The sequence below is a fragment of the Enterobacter cloacae complex sp. IR5450 genome, from assembly GCF_049238665.1.
Taxonomy (GTDB): Bacteria; Pseudomonadota; Gammaproteobacteria; order Enterobacterales; family Enterobacteriaceae; genus Enterobacter; species Enterobacter hormaechei_C.
Genome location: NZ_JBMKIC010000017.1, coordinates 1 through 15,141 on the forward strand (window position 1 = coordinate 1; position 15,141 = coordinate 15,141).

Consider the following 15,141-nt stretch of genomic DNA (forward strand, 5'->3'; position numbering starts at 1 on the left):
ATAACGCTTACCGCTCATGGGTACCTCTCTTTAAGTCATCTTAAATGACTCTGAGGTGTCTGTTAAACCTGTGGCGATTCAGTCTTTACCTTCAACAGAACGTGAAGCTGTATGTTGTTGCGGGCTTCACTATATTAATCTCTTACTTCGTCATACTGTTGACGGGGACCCGTGCTGCGATGGGTTTATATCTGCTTCTGGCAATTGTGCTCACGCTTTATCATTTCAGAAAGATTCATCTTAAATCCGCCCTCATCTTTCTATGCATTGTTGCAGGCGTTGTAATCGTGAGCTACAAGCCATTGATTTCGCCGAAAATAAAATAAACCCAACATGAGGTTGAACGTTATCAACAAGGTTTTGACCGCACGTCATTGGGCGCACGTTTTTCGATGTGGACTGTCGGGATCGAGAATGGTCTTGCGCATCCGTTAGGGCAATCGCTGGAACAGCGTGAAGCGTGGACGCGGCAGTATATTAAAGACGGACATCCGCACCTTGGCAGTGCACTCGAATACATCAAAGTCCATCTGCATAATGAATTTATTGAGAAATACTCTTTGCAGGGGATCCCCGGCGTAGCGGTAATGCTCTTTTTCTTCGTTTCGATGATTGCGTATGCCCTACGAAACAGAAACGCGCTGCTGCTAACGTCAATGCTTCTTTTGCTTTTGTATGGACTGACGGATGTCATACTGCTCAGTTCAGAAGCCTTAATCTTCTTTATGATTTTGTTTGCGTTAAGTACACCTTTCTCACAAACAAAGCAGCAATAATAAATATGCCCGCCTGGCGGGCATAACTATTTTTTGTACTGGTAAAACTCCGCAAGCGTCATCCCCACGGTCTTATCTGATAACCAGGTAAAGAGCTGCTCCAGATCCTGATACAGTCCCTCAATCGCGGCCTGGTCTTTAAAAGTAGGGCTGCCGCCAGGCATAAATTCCGACGAATGCAGCATGAACTCTACGTAGTCATTCCCCTGAGCCAGGCACTGCTGCGCAACCTTAATCATCTCCTGCGCGTTACCGCCGGACGGGCGTAACCAGTTAACTGACGGAGAACGGTATTTACCGCGCAGACGATCGTAACCCTGCTTCAGGGAATTCAGCCATGCCGGGTGTTTATACTGGATACTCATCGGCACTTCGAGGAGAGGGCTGTTTCCCGGCCGGGAAATGTCGTCTACGTCCAAAAAATAGGCGCGATCGGGAAAATGCTGGTAATTCGTTCCGCCATTACCCTGCGGGGCACCTTTCGCGTTGCGCCAGTTCACGCGCGGCGTAACGGAACAATCTACCTGATACCCCAGCTCAATCAGCAACCGGGCGTAACGGCTGTCGAATGCCCAGCGCCCGGCGCGATGGCTGAGCATTTTTGTCTGGAAAGTCTCTTCCAGTAAGCGGGTCATGAACAGCACTTTCTCACGCATGACCTCGTCTGAAAACTCAATCAGATAAGGCTGCCAGCGCCAGTCATCACCGGTCAGATCGTGCTCCGGAGGGCTATTCCAGGCATGGAGATGCATTCCCACCTCACCCTGGCCGCGGGCTATGACCTCTTTCGCGAACTCAATGAATACCGGTTCGACGGCCATCTCGTAGTTGGTCAGCCAGACGGGCTTAAAGCCGAAGCGTTCACAAAGCGCCTGAAACCGCGCCAGGTAGCGCGCGTTTTCCGTTTTGATCATCCGGTGGTTCTGCCAGAGATTATCCCCTTCGGTATCGATCGTGATGATAAACGCTGGTTTTTTCATAATAAGTCCGCAAGACAAAATAGTTAGCGCTATGTTACGCACGCCCGAAAGCAGGAGTAAACCCTTCCAGGGAAATTCCTGACATTATGGAGAAAGAGTGCAAGTCGTTACCAGGTCTATTAGAATTGCCAATAGTACAACGCCGATAAGATGATGATGAATAACTTACCTGACACGCCTGATTTGCGCATTTTACTGATCAAACTTCGCCATCATGGCGACATGTTACTCACCACCCCCGTCATCAATTCATTACGCCAGAAATGGCCTGAAGCCCAAATCGACGTGCTTCTCTATGAAGAGACGCGAGACATGCTCGCCGCGCATCCGGCAATCGGGACGATCTATGGTATCGATCGTAAATGGAAGCAGCTGGGGACGCTGAAGCACCTGCAAAAAGAGTGGCAGTTGCTTCGTGCTTTACGCGCTCAGCATTATCATCTGGTGATCAATCTTGCCGATCAGTGGCGCAGCGCGATTGTTACCCGCTTCACCGGCGCACCGGTTCGGCTCGGGTTCGCTTTTAACAAGCGCAAGAATGCCTTCTGGCGTTTTTGTCACAGTGAACTGGTCTCGGTCGCCAGCCATCAGTCGCTGCACACCGTTGAACAAAATCTCTCCATACTGTCAGCGCTGCCGGTAATGGCCAACCCTACCGTCACCATGGCTTACAGCGCGGATGACTGGCGCCATGCTCACCAAAAGCTGACACAAAAGGGCGTGGGAGACCGCTACATCGTTATTCAACCCACGTCACGCTGGTTCTTTAAGTGCTGGGACGAAGGCAAAATGGCGCAAACTATCGCCGCGTTGCAGCAGGACGGCCACACTATCGTCCTTACGGCGGGACCGGATAAGAAAGAGCTGGCGATGATTGACCGCATTCTTGCCGCCTCCCCGCAGACGGGTGTTGTATCGCTGGCAGGGCAGTTAACCCTGCGCCAGCTGGCCTCGCTAATCGATCACGCGATCCTGTTCATTGGCGTTGACTCCGTACCCATGCACATGGCCGCCGCCCTTCAGACGCCCTGCGTGGCGCTGTTTGGCCCGTCAAAATTGACGTTCTGGTCGCCATGGCAGGTTAACGGCGAGGTCATCTGGGCAGGTAACTACGGCCCGCTTCCCAACCCTGACGCCATTGATACAAAAACGACGGAACGTTATCTCGACGCCATCCCCGTTGATGCTGTCGTCTCCGCCGCAAGGAGATACCTGCAATGAAGCTTCATCGTCTGGCCATTGTGCGCCAAAAATATCGTCCGGATGGAGGAGCAGAACGTTTTGTCTCCAGGGCACTTACCGCGCTGAGCAATCAAAATCTTGAGCTCAACGTCATCACCCGCGAGTGGCAGGGCGAAAAGCAGGACGACTGGCATATTCATATTTGCGATCCACGAAAGTGGGGCCGCATCAGCCGTGAGCGCGGCTTTGCACACGCCGCACGCGCGCTGTGGCAGCAACAGCAGTTTGATATTGTCCAGAGCCACGAACGTATTCCGGGCTGCGATATTTACCGCGCCGGGGATGGTGTACATCGACGCTGGCTGCTACAGCGTACGCGTATTCTTCCCGCCTGGCGTGCGAAGCTGCTTATGCACGATCGTTATCACCGCTACGTGATGAACGCAGAACGTGAAATGTACCAGGCTCCCGAGTTGAAAGCCGTTATCTGTAATGCGGAGATGATCAAACGCGAAATCGTCGAAGACTTTGATATTGACGCAAAAAAGATACATGTGATTTATAATTCAATAGATTCCAGCCGCTTCGTTCCGGCAGAAGAGAGACAACGCGCTGTACTGCGTCAGCAATTTGGCTTACCCGCTGATGCCGTCATTTTCTGCTTCGTGGGTTCAGGGTTTGAACGCAAGGGGCTGGCAAGCGCTATTCGGGCTATAGCAGGAACATCGGCATGGCTGGTTGTGGTCGGTCAGGATAAAGCGGAAAGCCGTTATCGCGACCTCGCCCGTTCATTAGGCTGTGAGGGGCAAATCCGTTTCCTGGGGATGCAAAAAGAGACGCTGCCATTTTATCAGCTTTCTGATGGTTTACTGCTGCCGACGCTGTATGATCCTTTCCCTAACGTCATACTTGAAGCAATGGCCTGTGGATTGCCCGTCATTACGTCAGAGAGTTGCGGTGGTTCAGAATTTATTGAGCAAGGCCAGAACGGGTTTTACTGTGATGCACTTGATATCCACACATTGAAGGAGGCCGTCATGTCCATCCCTTCACTGGAAAAAAATAATAATATGGGGCTTGCGGCGCGTGAACGCGTCAGAGAAGCAACCCCTGAAAAACTATCAAGTCAGCTTATTTCGCTTTATCAAAAATTACTGGATTAATAATGCGCATCCTAATGATTATTGATGGTTTACCCGGTGGAGGAGCCGAAAAAACGGTTCTCACCCTCTCCAGCGGACTGACAGAACTGGGGCATCAGGTCACCCTTTTCTCCTTACGGAAGGTGTGCGACTACGCCATTCCGGAAGGCATCGATTTTCAGATTGTGCAGGATACCTGTAAAAAACCCTGGCGGAAGCTGACCGAGATCCCGCGTCGCGCCCGTTTGCTGGATCGCGCCATCGAGAATGCAGAACGCAGCGGTAAATTTGACGTCGTGTTCTCGCATCTGCATAAAACCGACCGTATCGTGGCGCACAGCCGCGTGCTGGATCGGGATAAGGTCTGGTTCTGCGTTCACGGGATGTTCTCCTTCTCCTATTTGCGCCATCGCAGCGGGCTTTCTCGCTGGTTTAAGCATTATAAAATTCGGCATACCTATGAAAACCGCAACGTGGTGGCGGTTTCCGGCGCCGTGCTGCACGACCTCTCTCAAGTACTCGCGATCCCCCTGCGGCGCAAAGCGGTTATCCATAACCCCTTTGATATCCCTGAAATTCAGCGTCTGGCGGAAGCGCCCTTTGAGATGCAGGGGCAGGATTACATTATCCACGTTGGCCGTTTTCATGAACACAAACGTCACGACCGGCTGCTGCGGGCGTTTGCGCTGAGCAAGATCGACGCATCGCTGGTGTTGATGGGCAAAGGTTCTGACGCGAAAATAAACCAGCTCAAACAGCTTGCCGCTAAGCTGGGAATTGAAAACAAGATCGTCTTCCGCCCGTTCGAAACCAACCCCTACCCGTGGATCAAAGGGGCACGCCTTTTAGTGTTAAGTTCCGACTGCGAAGGTTTTGGTAATGTACTGGTAGAGTCCATTATCTGTCAGACCCCACCGGTGAGTACAAACTGCCCTGGCGGTCCTGCTGAGATCCTTACTGGCCCCCTGGCGCGAGGTCTGACAGCGTTAACCGACGAATCACTGGCGAAAACACTGGCAGAATTGTATGCCTCTCCGCCAGTTGTTGATCGCGAAACGATCGCATCGTTCGGTATTAACGCCATTTGCCAGCAATACATTGCTTTGGTCGACAACCAAAAATAATCAGGTTTCATATGCAAAATTCAGCGCCTTTATTAAGCGTGGTGGTTGCCGTTTATAACGGTGAAGCTTTTCTCGATCAGTTCTTTACCTGCCTTGTAAATCAACACATCGACAGTATGGAAGTCATCATCGTGAATGACGGATCCACTGACCGCTCGATGCAGATTGTCGAAAAATGGCGCGAAAAGCTGCCACAGATGCAGGTTATTGAACAACCTAATCAGGGCGTGTCCATCGCGCGTAATACCGGCCTGGCGGTTGCGACCGGGCAGTATCTCTCTTTCCCGGATATTGATGATGTCTTCAAACCCGGCATGTACCAGCGTCTGCTGGATATGGCCGTCACGCAGAACCTGGATGTCGCCACCTGCAATGGCAACTACGTCTGGGAAAATAACAAAAAACCGTCTCGCCCTATCTTCCCTGAAGATAAGCTCGCCTCAACGGGCGTCATGAATGGTGCGGCATGGTTAAAAAAGGCGCTGGATTCACGTAAGTTCCTGCATGTGACCTGGCTGAATATCTATCGTCACGATTTTATTCGTCAGCACGGCTTCCGTTTCGAGCCTGGCCTGCGCCATCAGGATATTCCGTGGACGACTGAGGTGCTGCTTGCCGCGGAACGCGTTCAGTACACCAGCGAACGCTTTTACGACTACTACATTCACTCCGCCTCGGTATCGCACACCCCGGATAATGACGACACGCTGATTCGCTCTGCGCGCCATTACATGAAGATACTGAAGATGCTTGATGCCATTAACCAGCGCTACCCGGATAAAGTGAAAAATATCCCGGCCTGCCACTGGCAAATCGCCAAAGAGGGTCTGGGAATTATTCATACCTTCGACAACATGAAGGATGAGGCAAAGAAAGCAATGATAATCAAAGAGTTCTTCGACACCGGGATCTGGAAGCTCATCTGGAAAAGTGCCAAAAGCCCGCGTTTGCGCTGGCGCCTGGGTCGACGCTACTTCCGTTTAAAACGGTATCTGGCATAAGAGATAGCTTTAGCACGCTTAAATGCTTAGAATTTCCCGGCCGAAACTAAAAAAACGGATAATCGCTTGGAATTGTTGTATACCGCCCTGCTCTACATCATTCAGCCACTGGTGTGGCTGCGACTGTTGCTTCGTAGCCGTAAAGCGCCTGCGTACCGTAAACGCTGGGCCGAACGCTATGGCTACTGCCGCAATAAAGTGGCGCCGGACGGTATTCTGCTGCATTCCGTGTCAGTCGGGGAAACGCTGGCCGCCATTCCACTGGTGCGTGCCCTGCGCCACCGTTATCCGTCACTGCCCATCACCGTCACCACGATGACGCCAACCGGCTCAGAGCGCGTGATGTCTGCCTTCGGTAAAGACGTGCATCACGTCTACCTGCCGTACGATCTCCCCTGCGCCATGAACCGTTTCCTGAATACCGTGCGCCCTAAACTGGTGATCGTCATGGAAACCGAACTGTGGCCGAATATGATTTCCGCCCTGCATGCCCGTAAAATTCCTTTGGTTATCGCCAACGCGCGTCTGTCGGAACGCTCGGCTAAAGGGTACGGCAAGCTGGGTAAATTTATGCGTCGCCTGCTCAGCAAAATCACGCTGATCGCCGCGCAGAACGAAGAAGATGCCGCGCGCTTTATCGCCCTAGGCCTGAAGCGCAACCAGCTTGCGGTCACGGGTAGCCTGAAGTTCGATATTTCCGTCACCCCTGAACTCGCCGCCCGTGCGGTAACGCTGCGTCGTCAGTGGGCGCCGCGTCGCCAGGTCTGGATTGCCACCAGCACCCATGACGGCGAAGAAGCCATTATCCTTCAGGCTCACCGCCAGCTGCTGGAAAAATTCCCTGATTTACTGCTGATTCTGGTTCCTCGCCATCCGGAGCGTTTTAAAGATGCCCGCGAGATGGTGCAAAAAGGCGGTTTCAGCTTTACCCTGCGCAGCAGCGGCGAAATCCCCTCTGGCAGCACGCAGGTGGTGATTGGCGATACGATGGGCGAACTGATGCTGCTGTACGGCATTGCAGACCTCGCCTTTGTTGGAGGTAGCCTGGTGGAGCGAGGTGGTCATAACCCGCTGGAGCCGGCAGCCCACGCCATTCCCGTGCTGATGGGTCCACACACGTTTAACTTCAAAGATATCTGCGCGAAATTGCAGCAAGCCGATGGCTTAATCACCGTGACCGATGCGGACTCGGTGGTCAAAGAGGTCTCAACCCTTCTGACTGACGAAGATTACCGCCTGTGGTACGGTCGTCACGCCGTTGAAGTCCTGCATCAGAACCAGGGCGCACTGACCCGTCTGCTGCAACTTCTGCAACCTTATCTGCCGCAGCGGAGCCACTAATGTCAACGCGTCTGTCGGTCGTGATGATCGCCAAAAACGCCGCCGACCTGCTTCCGGATTGCCTGGCCTCTGTTGCCTGGGCTGACGAAATCGTCATTCTCGACTCCGGAAGTACGGACAATACGGCGGACGTTGCCCGTGCAGCCGGGGCAAAAGTCTTTACCGACACCGACTGGCAGGGCTACGGTATTCAGCGTCAGCGTGCGCAGGGTTACGCCACGGGCGATTACGTGTTGATGATCGATACCGATGAGCGCGTCACCCCGGAACTCCGACAGGCCATTCAAACGGTGCTTGCCGCGCCACAGCCTGGCGCGGTCTACAGTATCGCGCGTCGTAACTATTTCCTGGGCCGCTTTATGCGCCACAGCGGCTGGTACCCCGACCGCGTGATGCGCCTCTATGCCCGCGAGCGTTATCAGTACAACGATAACCTGGTCCATGAGTCTCTGGCCTGCGATAACGCTCAGGTCATCCCCCTGACGGGCGATCTGCTTCATCTGACCTGCCGCGATTTCGCCAGCTTCCAGCGTAAACAGCTGAACTATGCCACCGCCTGGGCACAGGAGCGGCATGCGCGCGGCAAGAAGGCCACGCTGACCGGCATCTTCACCCACACGCTGGGCGCGTTTCTGAAAACGCTGCTGCTGCGTGGCGGCGTGCTGGACGGCAAACAGGGCTGGTTACTGGCCGTAGTGAATGCCCAGTATACTTTTAACAAATACACCGAGCTGTGGGCGCTGAACCGCGGCTACTCAGAGAAAACGTGAGCCATGAGCACAAAAGCGATTTATCCGGGTACCTTCGATCCGATCACTAACGGTCATCTTGATATCATCACCCGAGCGGCGTGTATGTTCGACAAGGTGATTCTGGCCATTGCCGCCAGCCCGAGCAAAAAGCCGATGTTCGACCTGAACGAACGCGTGCAGCTTGCCACCGATGCGATTTCGCATCTGTCGAATGTTGAGGTCGTCGGATTCAGCGACTTGATGGCAAACTTTGCCCGTGACCGGCATGCCAATATCCTGATCCGCGGTCTTCGCGCGGTAGCAGACTTCGAATATGAGATGCAGCTGGCACACATGAACCGCCATCTGATGCCGGAGCTGGAGAGCGTATTCCTGATGCCCTCCAAAGAGTGGTCCTTCATCTCTTCTTCGCTGGTGAAAGAGGTGGCGCGCCATCATGGGGACGTTACCCACTTCCTGCCGGTTAACGTCCACCAGGCGTTGATGGAAAAGCTAAAGTAACCCTACTTCTGACACTGACGGCAGTAAAACGTGGCGCGCTGAGCGTGCTTCGTGGCAATAATCGGCGTCCCGCAGGCTCTGCACGGCTCACCCTTACGGCCATAAACCTGCAACTCCTGCGCAAAATAACCCGGCTTCCCGTCGCTTTGCAGGAAATCCTTCAGCGTCGTCCCGCCCTGCTCAATTGAGCGCAGCAGTACCGCTTTAATAACTCTGACCAGCAGCTCGCACTCCTGCGCCGACAGCGAGGAGGCCAGCCGATCGGGATGGATCCCGGCGGCAAACAACGATTCGCTGGCGTAGATATTCCCCACGCCCACCACCAGCTTGTTATCCATCAGCCAGGGTTTAATCGGGGTTTTCTTTTTCGCGCACTTCTCTTTGAGATAATCTGCGTTAAACGCCTCTGAGAGCGGCTCAGGTCCGAGATGCGCCAGCACGTTGTGTCCTTCCAGCTCTTTGGTCCACAGCCATGCGCCAAAGCGACGCGGGTCGGTGTAACGCAGCACTTTGCCGTTACTCATCACCAGATCAACGTGGTCGTGCTTTTCCGCAGGCAACTCTTCGGTAAGAATACGCAGGCTTCCCGACATGCCCAGATGGATAATGATCCAGCCGTCAGGCAGCTCCAGCAGCAGGTATTTCGCGCGGCGCTGCACGCTCAGGACGGGTTTGTCACTTAACGCGTGGATCTCATCGGACACCGGCCAGCGCAGACGCCCGTTGCGAACGACAGCATGAAGAATAGTCGCGCCAACCAGATGGGGCTCAATGCCGCGGCGGCTGGTCTCTACCTCAGGTAATTCAGGCATGGTTCCTCCGTTGAGATGCAGAATGCAAAAAACCCCGCAGTTGCGGGGTTTTTCAATACAAGGAGACTAAAATTATTTGATTTTAGCTTCTTTGTACAGTACGTGCTGGCGTACAACTGGATCGAATTTTTTCAGTTCCAGTTTTTCCGGCTTAGTACGTTTGTTCTTCGTGGTGGTGTAGAAGTGACCTGTACCAGCAGAAGAAACCAGCTTGATTTTCTCGCGAATACCTTTAGCCATGATTTATTTCCTCTTTAAGTACTTAGTACTTTTCGCCACGGGCACGCAGTTCGGACAGAACTGTATCGATGCCTTTCTTATCGATTACACGCATACCTTTAGCAGATACGCGCAGGGTGACAAAACGCTTCTCGCTCTCAACCCAGAAACGGTGAGAGTGCAGGTTCGGCAGGAAACGGCGTTTAGTCGCGTTCAGTGCGTGGGAACGGTTGTTACCGGTCACCGGACGCTTGCCAGTAACTTGGCAGACTCGGGACATGTCTATTCTCCAAAAATCAAATTAGCTCGAGCTTCGTATGGGGTATCGGCGCCTCGTCAGGCTTTACAGCCCGGTCATCGCATAGTTCTATTGAACTCTCGATTGCCAGGCCCAAATGCCAAACCCGAGATTCTCAAAGGTGGCGTAGTATACGCTGACTCGGCGGTGTGCTCAAGTCCCGAACAGACAAAGATCCCGATGGATCGCGAGAAAAGGCCTAAATCCAGCCACGTTCGGCAAAAGAAATGTACTCTCCGCGGCCAATTATCAGATGGTCCAGCACACGAATGTCCATGAATTGACAGCATTTGATAATACGTTCGGTAATTGCTTTGTCAGCTCTGCTTGGTTCTGCACAGCCAGAGGGGTGATTATGCGCGAGGATCACGCCGGCTGCATTCACTTTTATCGCTTCCCGCACAATTTCACGCGGATGCACCTCAACATGGCTCAATGTTCCCGAAAAAAGGCGGGTATGTTTCAGTACCCGGTTTTTGTTGTCGAGAAAGATCACCATAAAGATCTCCCGCTCCAGATCGGAGAGCTGGCTTTGCAGAAATTCGCGGGTCATGTCGGGGGTGAGGATCGGGTCTTCTTCCTCCATACGCACGTTGTAAAATCGCCGGGCCAGCTCGGCAATGCCCCGCAACTGGGCATATTTCGCCACGCCAATGCCCTCAACGTGCGTAAACGCCTCCAGCTCAGCGGTCAGCAATCCATACAGTGAACCGAAATGGTCTATCAGTTCTTTCGCCAGCGTAAATACCGTTTTCCCCGGCGTGCCTGTGCGTAAAAAGAGCGCCAGCAGCTCGTCGTCCTTTAACAACGTGACGCCATGACGCAGCATTTTTTCACGCGGTAGCAGCAGTTCAGTCTCTTCCATGCCTGGCCTCCTTCTGTTTGCCATTATGCTGCCACAGGCAAATTCGGGGTTCGATGCTGGCATTTCGTTCTTGCGTAACGCCTCGCAAAGTGAATTAAGGACATCATCACCCCGTTTTAGGGATTGTGATAAAATGCCCGCTCTCTGGTGAAACCCAACAGGAAAGAATCATGATGAGCCTGGCCGGTAAAAAAATCGTTCTTGGCGTCAGCGGCGGTATTGCTGCCTATAAAACGCCAGACCTGGTGCGCCGTTTGCGCGAGCGCGGGGCCGACGTACGGGTCGCGATCACCGAAGGCGGCAAAGCCTTTATCACCCCACTGAGCCTGCAAGCCGTCTCGGGATACCCGGTATCCGACAGCCTTCTCGATCCGGCGGCCGAAGCCGCAATGGGCCACATTGAGCTGGGGAAATGGGCCGATCTGGTTATCCTTGCCCCCGCCACGGCAGATTTAATTGCCCGCCTGGCAGCCGGTATGGCGAACGATCTGGTAACGACCATTTGCCTCGCCACGCCTGCGCCCGTCGCGGTTGTGCCCGCAATGAACCAGCAGATGTACCGCAACGCCGCTACCCAGCACAATCTGGACACGCTGGCCTCGCGCGGCCTGCTGATTTGGGGACCGGACAGCGGCAGCCAGGCCTGCGGCGACGTGGGGCCAGGGCGTATGCTCGACCCATTAACGATTGTTGATATGGCCGCCGCCCATTTCTCGCCTGTCAACGATATGCAACATCTCAACATCATGATTACCGCGGGCCCCACGCGCGAGCCGCTGGATCCGGTGCGTTACATCACCAACCACAGCTCCGGCAAAATGGGCTTTGCGATTGCTGCCGCGGCAGCCAAACGCGGCGCGAACGTCACGCTGGTGAGCGGCCCGGTGTCGCTTACCACCCCTGCGTTTGTGCAGCGTATTGATGTGACGACCGCGCTGGAAATGAACGCCGCCGTACAGGCACATGCTCAACAGCAGCATATTTTTATCGGCTGTGCGGCCGTCGCTGATTACCGCGCCGAAACTATTGCTGACGCCAAAATTAAAAAGCAAGGCGATGAATTAACAATAAAAATGGTGAAGAACCCGGATATCGTTGCCGGTGTCGCCGCACTGAAAACTCATCGTCCTTACGTTGTTGGGTTTGCCGCAGAAACGAATAATGTGGAAGAATATGCCCGGCAAAAACGTACCCGCAAAAACCTCGATTTAATTTGCGCGAACGACGTATCGCTGTCCACGCAAGGATTTAACAGCGACAGCAACGCATTGCACCTTTTCTGGCAGGATGGAGATAAAGTCTTACCGCTTGAGCGCAAAGAACTCCTGGGCCAACACTTACTGGACGAGATCGTTACCCGTTATGATGAAAAAAATCGACGTTAAGATTCTGGACCCGCGCGTTGGCGAGCAATTTCCGCTGCCAACGTATGCCACCTCCGGCTCTGCCGGTCTTGACCTGCGCGCCTGTCTCGATGACGCCGTAGAACTGGCGCCGGGTGCAACGACCCTGATCCCGACCGGGCTGGCGATTCACATTGCTGACCCGTCACTGGCAGCGGTGATCCTGCCGCGCTCTGGCCTGGGCCATAAGCATGGCGTCGTGCTGGGTAACCTGGTCGGCCTGATCGACTCTGACTATCAGGGTCAGCTGATGGTATCCGTATGGAACCGTGGCCAGGACAGCTTCACCATTGAGCCGGGCGAGCGTATCGCGCAGATGGTGTTTGTACCGGTGGTGCAGGCAGAATTTAACCTGGTGGCAGACTTCGACGCTACCGACCGTGGCGAAGGCGGCTTCGGCCATTCCGGGCGCAAATAACCGCCCGACAAACACGCATCTCACAGCGCCATAATGCAATAACAAACCGCAAACGTCAGTTTGCGGGTCGCTGTGTGGTTGCCAGCCTGACAAGTGCTTATTTTCAGGGGTATTTTGTAACATGGCAGAAAAACAAACCGCGAAAAGGAATCGTCGCGAAGAAATACTTCAATCTCTGGCTCTGATGCTTGAATCCAGCGACGGCAGTCAACGCATCACCACCGCAAAACTGGCGGCCTCTGTGGGCGTGTCAGAGGCGGCGCTGTATCGTCATTTCCCGAGCAAAACCCGGATGTTTGACAGCCTGATCGAGTTTATCGAAGACAGCCTGATCACGCGCATCAACCTGATTCTGAAGGATGAAAAAGACACCAGCACGCGTCTGCGTCTGATTGTGCTGCTGATTCTGGGCTTTGGTGAACGTAACCCGGGTCTGACCCGTATTCTGACCGGCCACGCGCTGATGTTTGAACAGGATCGTCTGCAAGGCCGTATAAACCAGCTTTTTGAGCGTATCGAAGCCCAGCTGCGTCAGGTTCTGCGCGAGAAGAAAATGCGGGAAGGCGAGGGATATAATACGGATGAAACCCTGCTGGCAAGCCAGATCCTGGCATTTTGCGAAGGGATGCTCTCCCGGTTTGTGCGCAGCGAGTTTAAATATCGACCAACGGACGATTTTGACGCCCGCTGGCCGTTAGTGGCTGCTCAGTTACAGTAACGCCATCGCCGGATGGCGGCTTCGCCTTATCCGGCCTACGAACGGGTAGGCCCGGTAAGCGCAGCGCCACCGGGCAATTGAATTAAACGCCAAACTCTTCGCGGTATTGACGCACCGCCGCCAGATGATCAGCCATCTCAGGCTTCTCTTCCAGATACGCAATCAGATCTTTCAGGGTGATAATCGACGTCACTTTGCAGTTGTAGTCGCGCTCCACTTCCTGAATAGCAGAGATGTCGCCGCGCCCACGCTCCTGACGATCGAGCGAAATCAGCACGCCCGCAAGCGTTGCACCGTTAGCCTGGATTATCTCCATCGATTCACGGATCGCGGTACCTGCGGTGATCACGTCATCCACCAGCATCACGCGGCCCTGCAACGCACTGCCTACCAGATTGCCGCCTTCACCGTGGGTTTTGGCTTCTTTACGGTTAAAGCAGTACGGTACGTCGCGGTCATGGTGCTCCGCCAGCGCCACCGCCGTGGTGGTTGCGATTGGAATGCCTTTGTACGCGGGGCCAAACAGCAGGTCGAAATCAATCCCGGAATCCACCAGCGCTTCGGCATAGAAGCGGCCTAACAGTGCCAGGTCGCGCCCGGTATTAAACAGCCCGGCGTTGAAGAAATACGGGCTTTTACGCCCGGATTTCAGCGTGAACTCGCCAAACTTAAGTACCTGCTTGTTAAGCGCAAACTCAATAAACTGGCGCTGATACGATTTCATGGATTTGCTCCTTTGTCTTTTCAGTCTTACAGGCAAAAAAAAGGCGACTCATTGGTCGCCTTAAAATCAATTTTCTAACGCCGCTTTCTGCGTCGCTACAATAGATTCGATTCCCCCTCGGGCCAACGCCAGCAAGGTGAGCAGTTCTTCGTGGGTGAATGGCTCGCCTTCTGCCGTACCCTGCACTTCAATGATGCGACCATCTTCGGTCATCACCACGTTCATGTCGGTTTCTGCGGCAGAATCTTCAACGTATTCCAGATCGCAAAGCGCTTCGCCGTTAACGATACCAACGGAGACAGCAGCAACCATCCCTTTCATTGGGTTGGTTTTCAGCTTACCGGCGGCAACCAGCTTGTTCAGGGCGTCTGTCAGCGCCACACAGGCACCGGTAATAGAGGCCGTACGCGTGCCACCATCGGCCTGGATCACGTCGCAGTCCAGCGTGATGGTGAACTCACCCAACGTTTTCAGGTCAACCGCGGCGCGGAGCGCACGCGCGATCAGGCGCTGAATCTCCATAGTACGGCCGCCCTGCTTACCTTTTGCCGCTTCACGGGCATTACGGGTATGGGTTGCGCGCGGCAACATACCGTATTCGGCGGTGATCCACCCCTGGCCCTGACCTTTCAGGAAGCGAGGCACGCCCTCTTCAATGGACGCGGTGCAAAGCACCTTGGTGTCACCAAACTCAACCAGCACGGAGCCTTCAGCGTGTTTTGTATAGTTACGGGTCAGGGTGACGGGACGCACCTGGTTGGCGCTACGACCTGCTGGACGCATGATGGATTCTCCGGCTTGAAACGAATGTGGCTGCGCATTATACGGATAAAGGACGCTTATTCCTATCCTGAGAAGCCCCTGAAAGCTATAATCCCCCCATCT

17 protein-coding genes and 1 pseudogene are annotated in these 15,141 nt (G+C 54.0%); 11 read left to right on the forward strand and 7 right to left on the reverse strand.

The genetic code is table 11. The features are described 5' to 3' along the window. Window positions 1-77: 77 nt before the first annotated feature. Window positions 78-776: pseudogene (locus tag ACOTYB_RS14060) on the forward strand (O-antigen ligase family protein); the annotation flags it as partial. 26 nt (window positions 777-802) lie between these two features. On the opposite strand, the gene ACOTYB_RS14065 reads toward ACOTYB_RS14060, so the two are convergent. Continuing rightward, window positions 803-1,756: a polysaccharide deacetylase family protein gene (locus ACOTYB_RS14065; protein ID WP_045346022.1), complete on the reverse strand. Its 954-nt coding sequence runs from the start codon at window positions 1,754-1,756 to the stop codon at window positions 803-805. Between the two features lie 150 nt (window positions 1,757-1,906). On the opposite strand from ACOTYB_RS14065, the gene rfaQ reads away from it, so the two are divergent. The 7 genes from rfaQ (at window position 1,907) to coaD (ending at window position 8,799) form a co-directional block, all read left to right on the forward strand. After that, window positions 1,907-2,977 (forward strand): putative lipopolysaccharide heptosyltransferase III, encoded by a 1,071-nt coding sequence (rfaQ, locus tag ACOTYB_RS14070; protein WP_003860870.1) that lies wholly within the window; start codon window positions 1,907-1,909, stop codon window positions 2,975-2,977. Then, window positions 2,974-4,101 (forward strand): glycosyltransferase family 4 protein, encoded by a 1,128-nt coding sequence (locus ACOTYB_RS14075; RefSeq protein WP_023315168.1) that lies wholly within the window; start codon window positions 2,974-2,976, stop codon window positions 4,099-4,101. The genes rfaQ and ACOTYB_RS14075 overlap by 4 nt, the downstream gene beginning before the upstream one ends. Window positions 4,102-4,103: 2 nt before the next feature. Further along, window positions 4,104-5,204, forward strand: coding sequence for a glycosyltransferase (locus tag ACOTYB_RS14080; RefSeq protein ID WP_023323973.1), 1,101 nt, complete (start codon window positions 4,104-4,106; stop codon window positions 5,202-5,204). 11 nt (window positions 5,205-5,215) lie between these two features. Then, window positions 5,216-6,205 carry a glycosyltransferase gene (locus ACOTYB_RS14085; protein WP_045335972.1) on the forward strand — a complete coding sequence of 330 codons (990 nt, stop codon included), beginning with the start codon at window positions 5,216-5,218 and terminating at the stop codon, window positions 6,203-6,205. A 66-nt stretch (window positions 6,206-6,271) separates the two neighbouring features. After that, the gene (waaA, locus tag ACOTYB_RS14090) at window positions 6,272-7,546 is read left to right on the forward strand and encodes a lipid IV(A) 3-deoxy-D-manno-octulosonic acid transferase (protein WP_003860874.1); all 1,275 of its coding nucleotides are present in this window, start codon (window positions 6,272-6,274) and stop codon (window positions 7,544-7,546) included. Further along, the gene (locus ACOTYB_RS14095) at window positions 7,546-8,316 is read left to right on the forward strand and encodes a glycosyltransferase family 2 protein (RefSeq protein ID WP_003860875.1); all 771 of its coding nucleotides are present in this window, start codon (window positions 7,546-7,548) and stop codon (window positions 8,314-8,316) included. Before waaA ends, ACOTYB_RS14095 begins: the two co-directional genes overlap by 1 nt. Window positions 8,317-8,319: 3 nt before the next feature. Beyond that, window positions 8,320-8,799, forward strand: coding sequence for a pantetheine-phosphate adenylyltransferase (coaD, locus tag ACOTYB_RS14100; protein ID WP_023315165.1), 480 nt, complete (start codon window positions 8,320-8,322; stop codon window positions 8,797-8,799). 2 nt (window positions 8,800-8,801) lie between these two features. Here coaD and mutM read toward each other — a convergent pair whose 3' ends face one another. From mutM to radC, 4 genes are all read right to left on the reverse strand, one after another. Continuing rightward, entirely contained in the window at window positions 8,802-9,611 is an 810-nt protein-coding gene (gene mutM / locus ACOTYB_RS14105) for a bifunctional DNA-formamidopyrimidine glycosylase/DNA-(apurinic or apyrimidinic site) lyase (protein ID WP_003860879.1), read from the reverse strand. 72 nt (window positions 9,612-9,683) lie between these two features. Beyond that, window positions 9,684-9,851 (reverse strand): 50S ribosomal protein L33, encoded by a 168-nt coding sequence (rpmG, locus tag ACOTYB_RS14110; RefSeq protein ID WP_003024094.1) that lies wholly within the window; start codon window positions 9,849-9,851, stop codon window positions 9,684-9,686. 22 nt (window positions 9,852-9,873) lie between these two features. Beyond that, entirely contained in the window at window positions 9,874-10,110 is a 237-nt protein-coding gene (gene rpmB / locus ACOTYB_RS14115; RefSeq protein ID WP_002436699.1) for a 50S ribosomal protein L28, read from the reverse strand. Between the two features lie 217 nt (window positions 10,111-10,327). Further along, a complete protein-coding gene (gene radC, locus ACOTYB_RS14120; RefSeq protein ID WP_006812419.1) occupies window positions 10,328-10,993 on the reverse strand; it encodes a RadC family protein in 666 nt (221 codons plus the stop codon). Between the two features lie 173 nt (window positions 10,994-11,166). Between radC and coaBC the strand changes: the two genes are divergently transcribed. The 3 genes from coaBC (at window position 11,167) to slmA (ending at window position 13,532) form a co-directional block, all read left to right on the forward strand. Then, window positions 11,167-12,378 (forward strand): bifunctional phosphopantothenoylcysteine decarboxylase/phosphopantothenate--cysteine ligase CoaBC, encoded by a 1,212-nt coding sequence (gene coaBC / locus ACOTYB_RS14125; protein ID WP_168707755.1) that lies wholly within the window; start codon window positions 11,167-11,169, stop codon window positions 12,376-12,378. Next, window positions 12,356-12,814 (forward strand): dUTP diphosphatase, encoded by a 459-nt coding sequence (gene dut, locus ACOTYB_RS14130; protein WP_015570042.1) that lies wholly within the window; start codon window positions 12,356-12,358, stop codon window positions 12,812-12,814. Before coaBC ends, dut begins: the two co-directional genes overlap by 23 nt. 121 nt (window positions 12,815-12,935) lie before the next feature. Next, window positions 12,936-13,532: a nucleoid occlusion factor SlmA gene (slmA, locus tag ACOTYB_RS14135; RefSeq protein WP_003860901.1), complete on the forward strand. Its 597-nt coding sequence runs from the start codon at window positions 12,936-12,938 to the stop codon at window positions 13,530-13,532. Window positions 13,533-13,614: 82 nt separating this feature from the next. Here slmA and pyrE read toward each other — a convergent pair whose 3' ends face one another. Beyond that, complete coding sequence (pyrE, locus tag ACOTYB_RS14140; RefSeq protein ID WP_003860903.1) at window positions 13,615-14,256, reverse strand: orotate phosphoribosyltransferase; 642 nt, start codon at window positions 14,254-14,256, stop codon at window positions 13,615-13,617. 66 nt (window positions 14,257-14,322) lie between these two features. Beyond that, on the reverse strand, window positions 14,323-15,039 hold the full coding sequence (rph, locus tag ACOTYB_RS14145) for a ribonuclease PH (protein WP_023315163.1): 717 nt from the start codon (window positions 15,037-15,039) through the stop codon (window positions 14,323-14,325). Between the last annotated feature and the right edge of the window lie 102 nt (window positions 15,040-15,141).

Bases quoted from the DNA above. Each gene is read 5' to 3' on its own strand.
- ACOTYB_RS14065 (WP_045346022.1), bottom strand. From the start codon at position 1,756: ATGAAAAAACCAGCGTTTATCATCACGATCGATACCGAAGGGGATAAT.
- rfaQ (WP_003860870.1), top strand. From the start codon at position 1,907: ATGATGATGAATAACTTACCTGACACGCCTGATTTGCGCATTTTACTG.
- ACOTYB_RS14075 (WP_023315168.1), top strand. From the start codon at position 2,974: ATGAAGCTTCATCGTCTGGCCATTGTGCGCCAAAAATATCGTCCGGAT.
- ACOTYB_RS14080 (WP_023323973.1), top strand. From the start codon at position 4,104: ATGCGCATCCTAATGATTATTGATGGTTTACCCGGTGGAGGAGCCGAA.
- ACOTYB_RS14085 (WP_045335972.1), top strand. From the start codon at position 5,216: ATGCAAAATTCAGCGCCTTTATTAAGCGTGGTGGTTGCCGTTTATAAC.
- ACOTYB_RS14095 (WP_003860875.1), top strand. From the start codon at position 7,546: ATGTCAACGCGTCTGTCGGTCGTGATGATCGCCAAAAACGCCGCCGAC.
- coaD (WP_023315165.1), top strand. From the start codon at position 8,320: ATGAGCACAAAAGCGATTTATCCGGGTACCTTCGATCCGATCACTAAC.
- mutM (WP_003860879.1), bottom strand. From the start codon at position 9,611: ATGCCTGAATTACCTGAGGTAGAGACCAGCCGCCGCGGCATTGAGCCC.
- rpmG (WP_003024094.1), bottom strand. From the start codon at position 9,851: ATGGCTAAAGGTATTCGCGAGAAAATCAAGCTGGTTTCTTCTGCTGGT.
- rpmB (WP_002436699.1), bottom strand. From the start codon at position 10,110: ATGTCCCGAGTCTGCCAAGTTACTGGCAAGCGTCCGGTGACCGGTAAC.
- radC (WP_006812419.1), bottom strand. From the start codon at position 10,993: ATGGAAGAGACTGAACTGCTGCTACCGCGTGAAAAAATGCTGCGTCAT.
- coaBC (WP_168707755.1), top strand. From the start codon at position 11,167: ATGAGCCTGGCCGGTAAAAAAATCGTTCTTGGCGTCAGCGGCGGTATT.
- dut (WP_015570042.1), top strand. From the start codon at position 12,356: ATGATGAAAAAAATCGACGTTAAGATTCTGGACCCGCGCGTTGGCGAG.
- slmA (WP_003860901.1), top strand. From the start codon at position 12,936: ATGGCAGAAAAACAAACCGCGAAAAGGAATCGTCGCGAAGAAATACTT.
- pyrE (WP_003860903.1), bottom strand. From the start codon at position 14,256: ATGAAATCGTATCAGCGCCAGTTTATTGAGTTTGCGCTTAACAAGCAG.
- rph (WP_023315163.1), bottom strand. From the start codon at position 15,039: ATGCGTCCAGCAGGTCGTAGCGCCAACCAGGTGCGTCCCGTCACCCTG.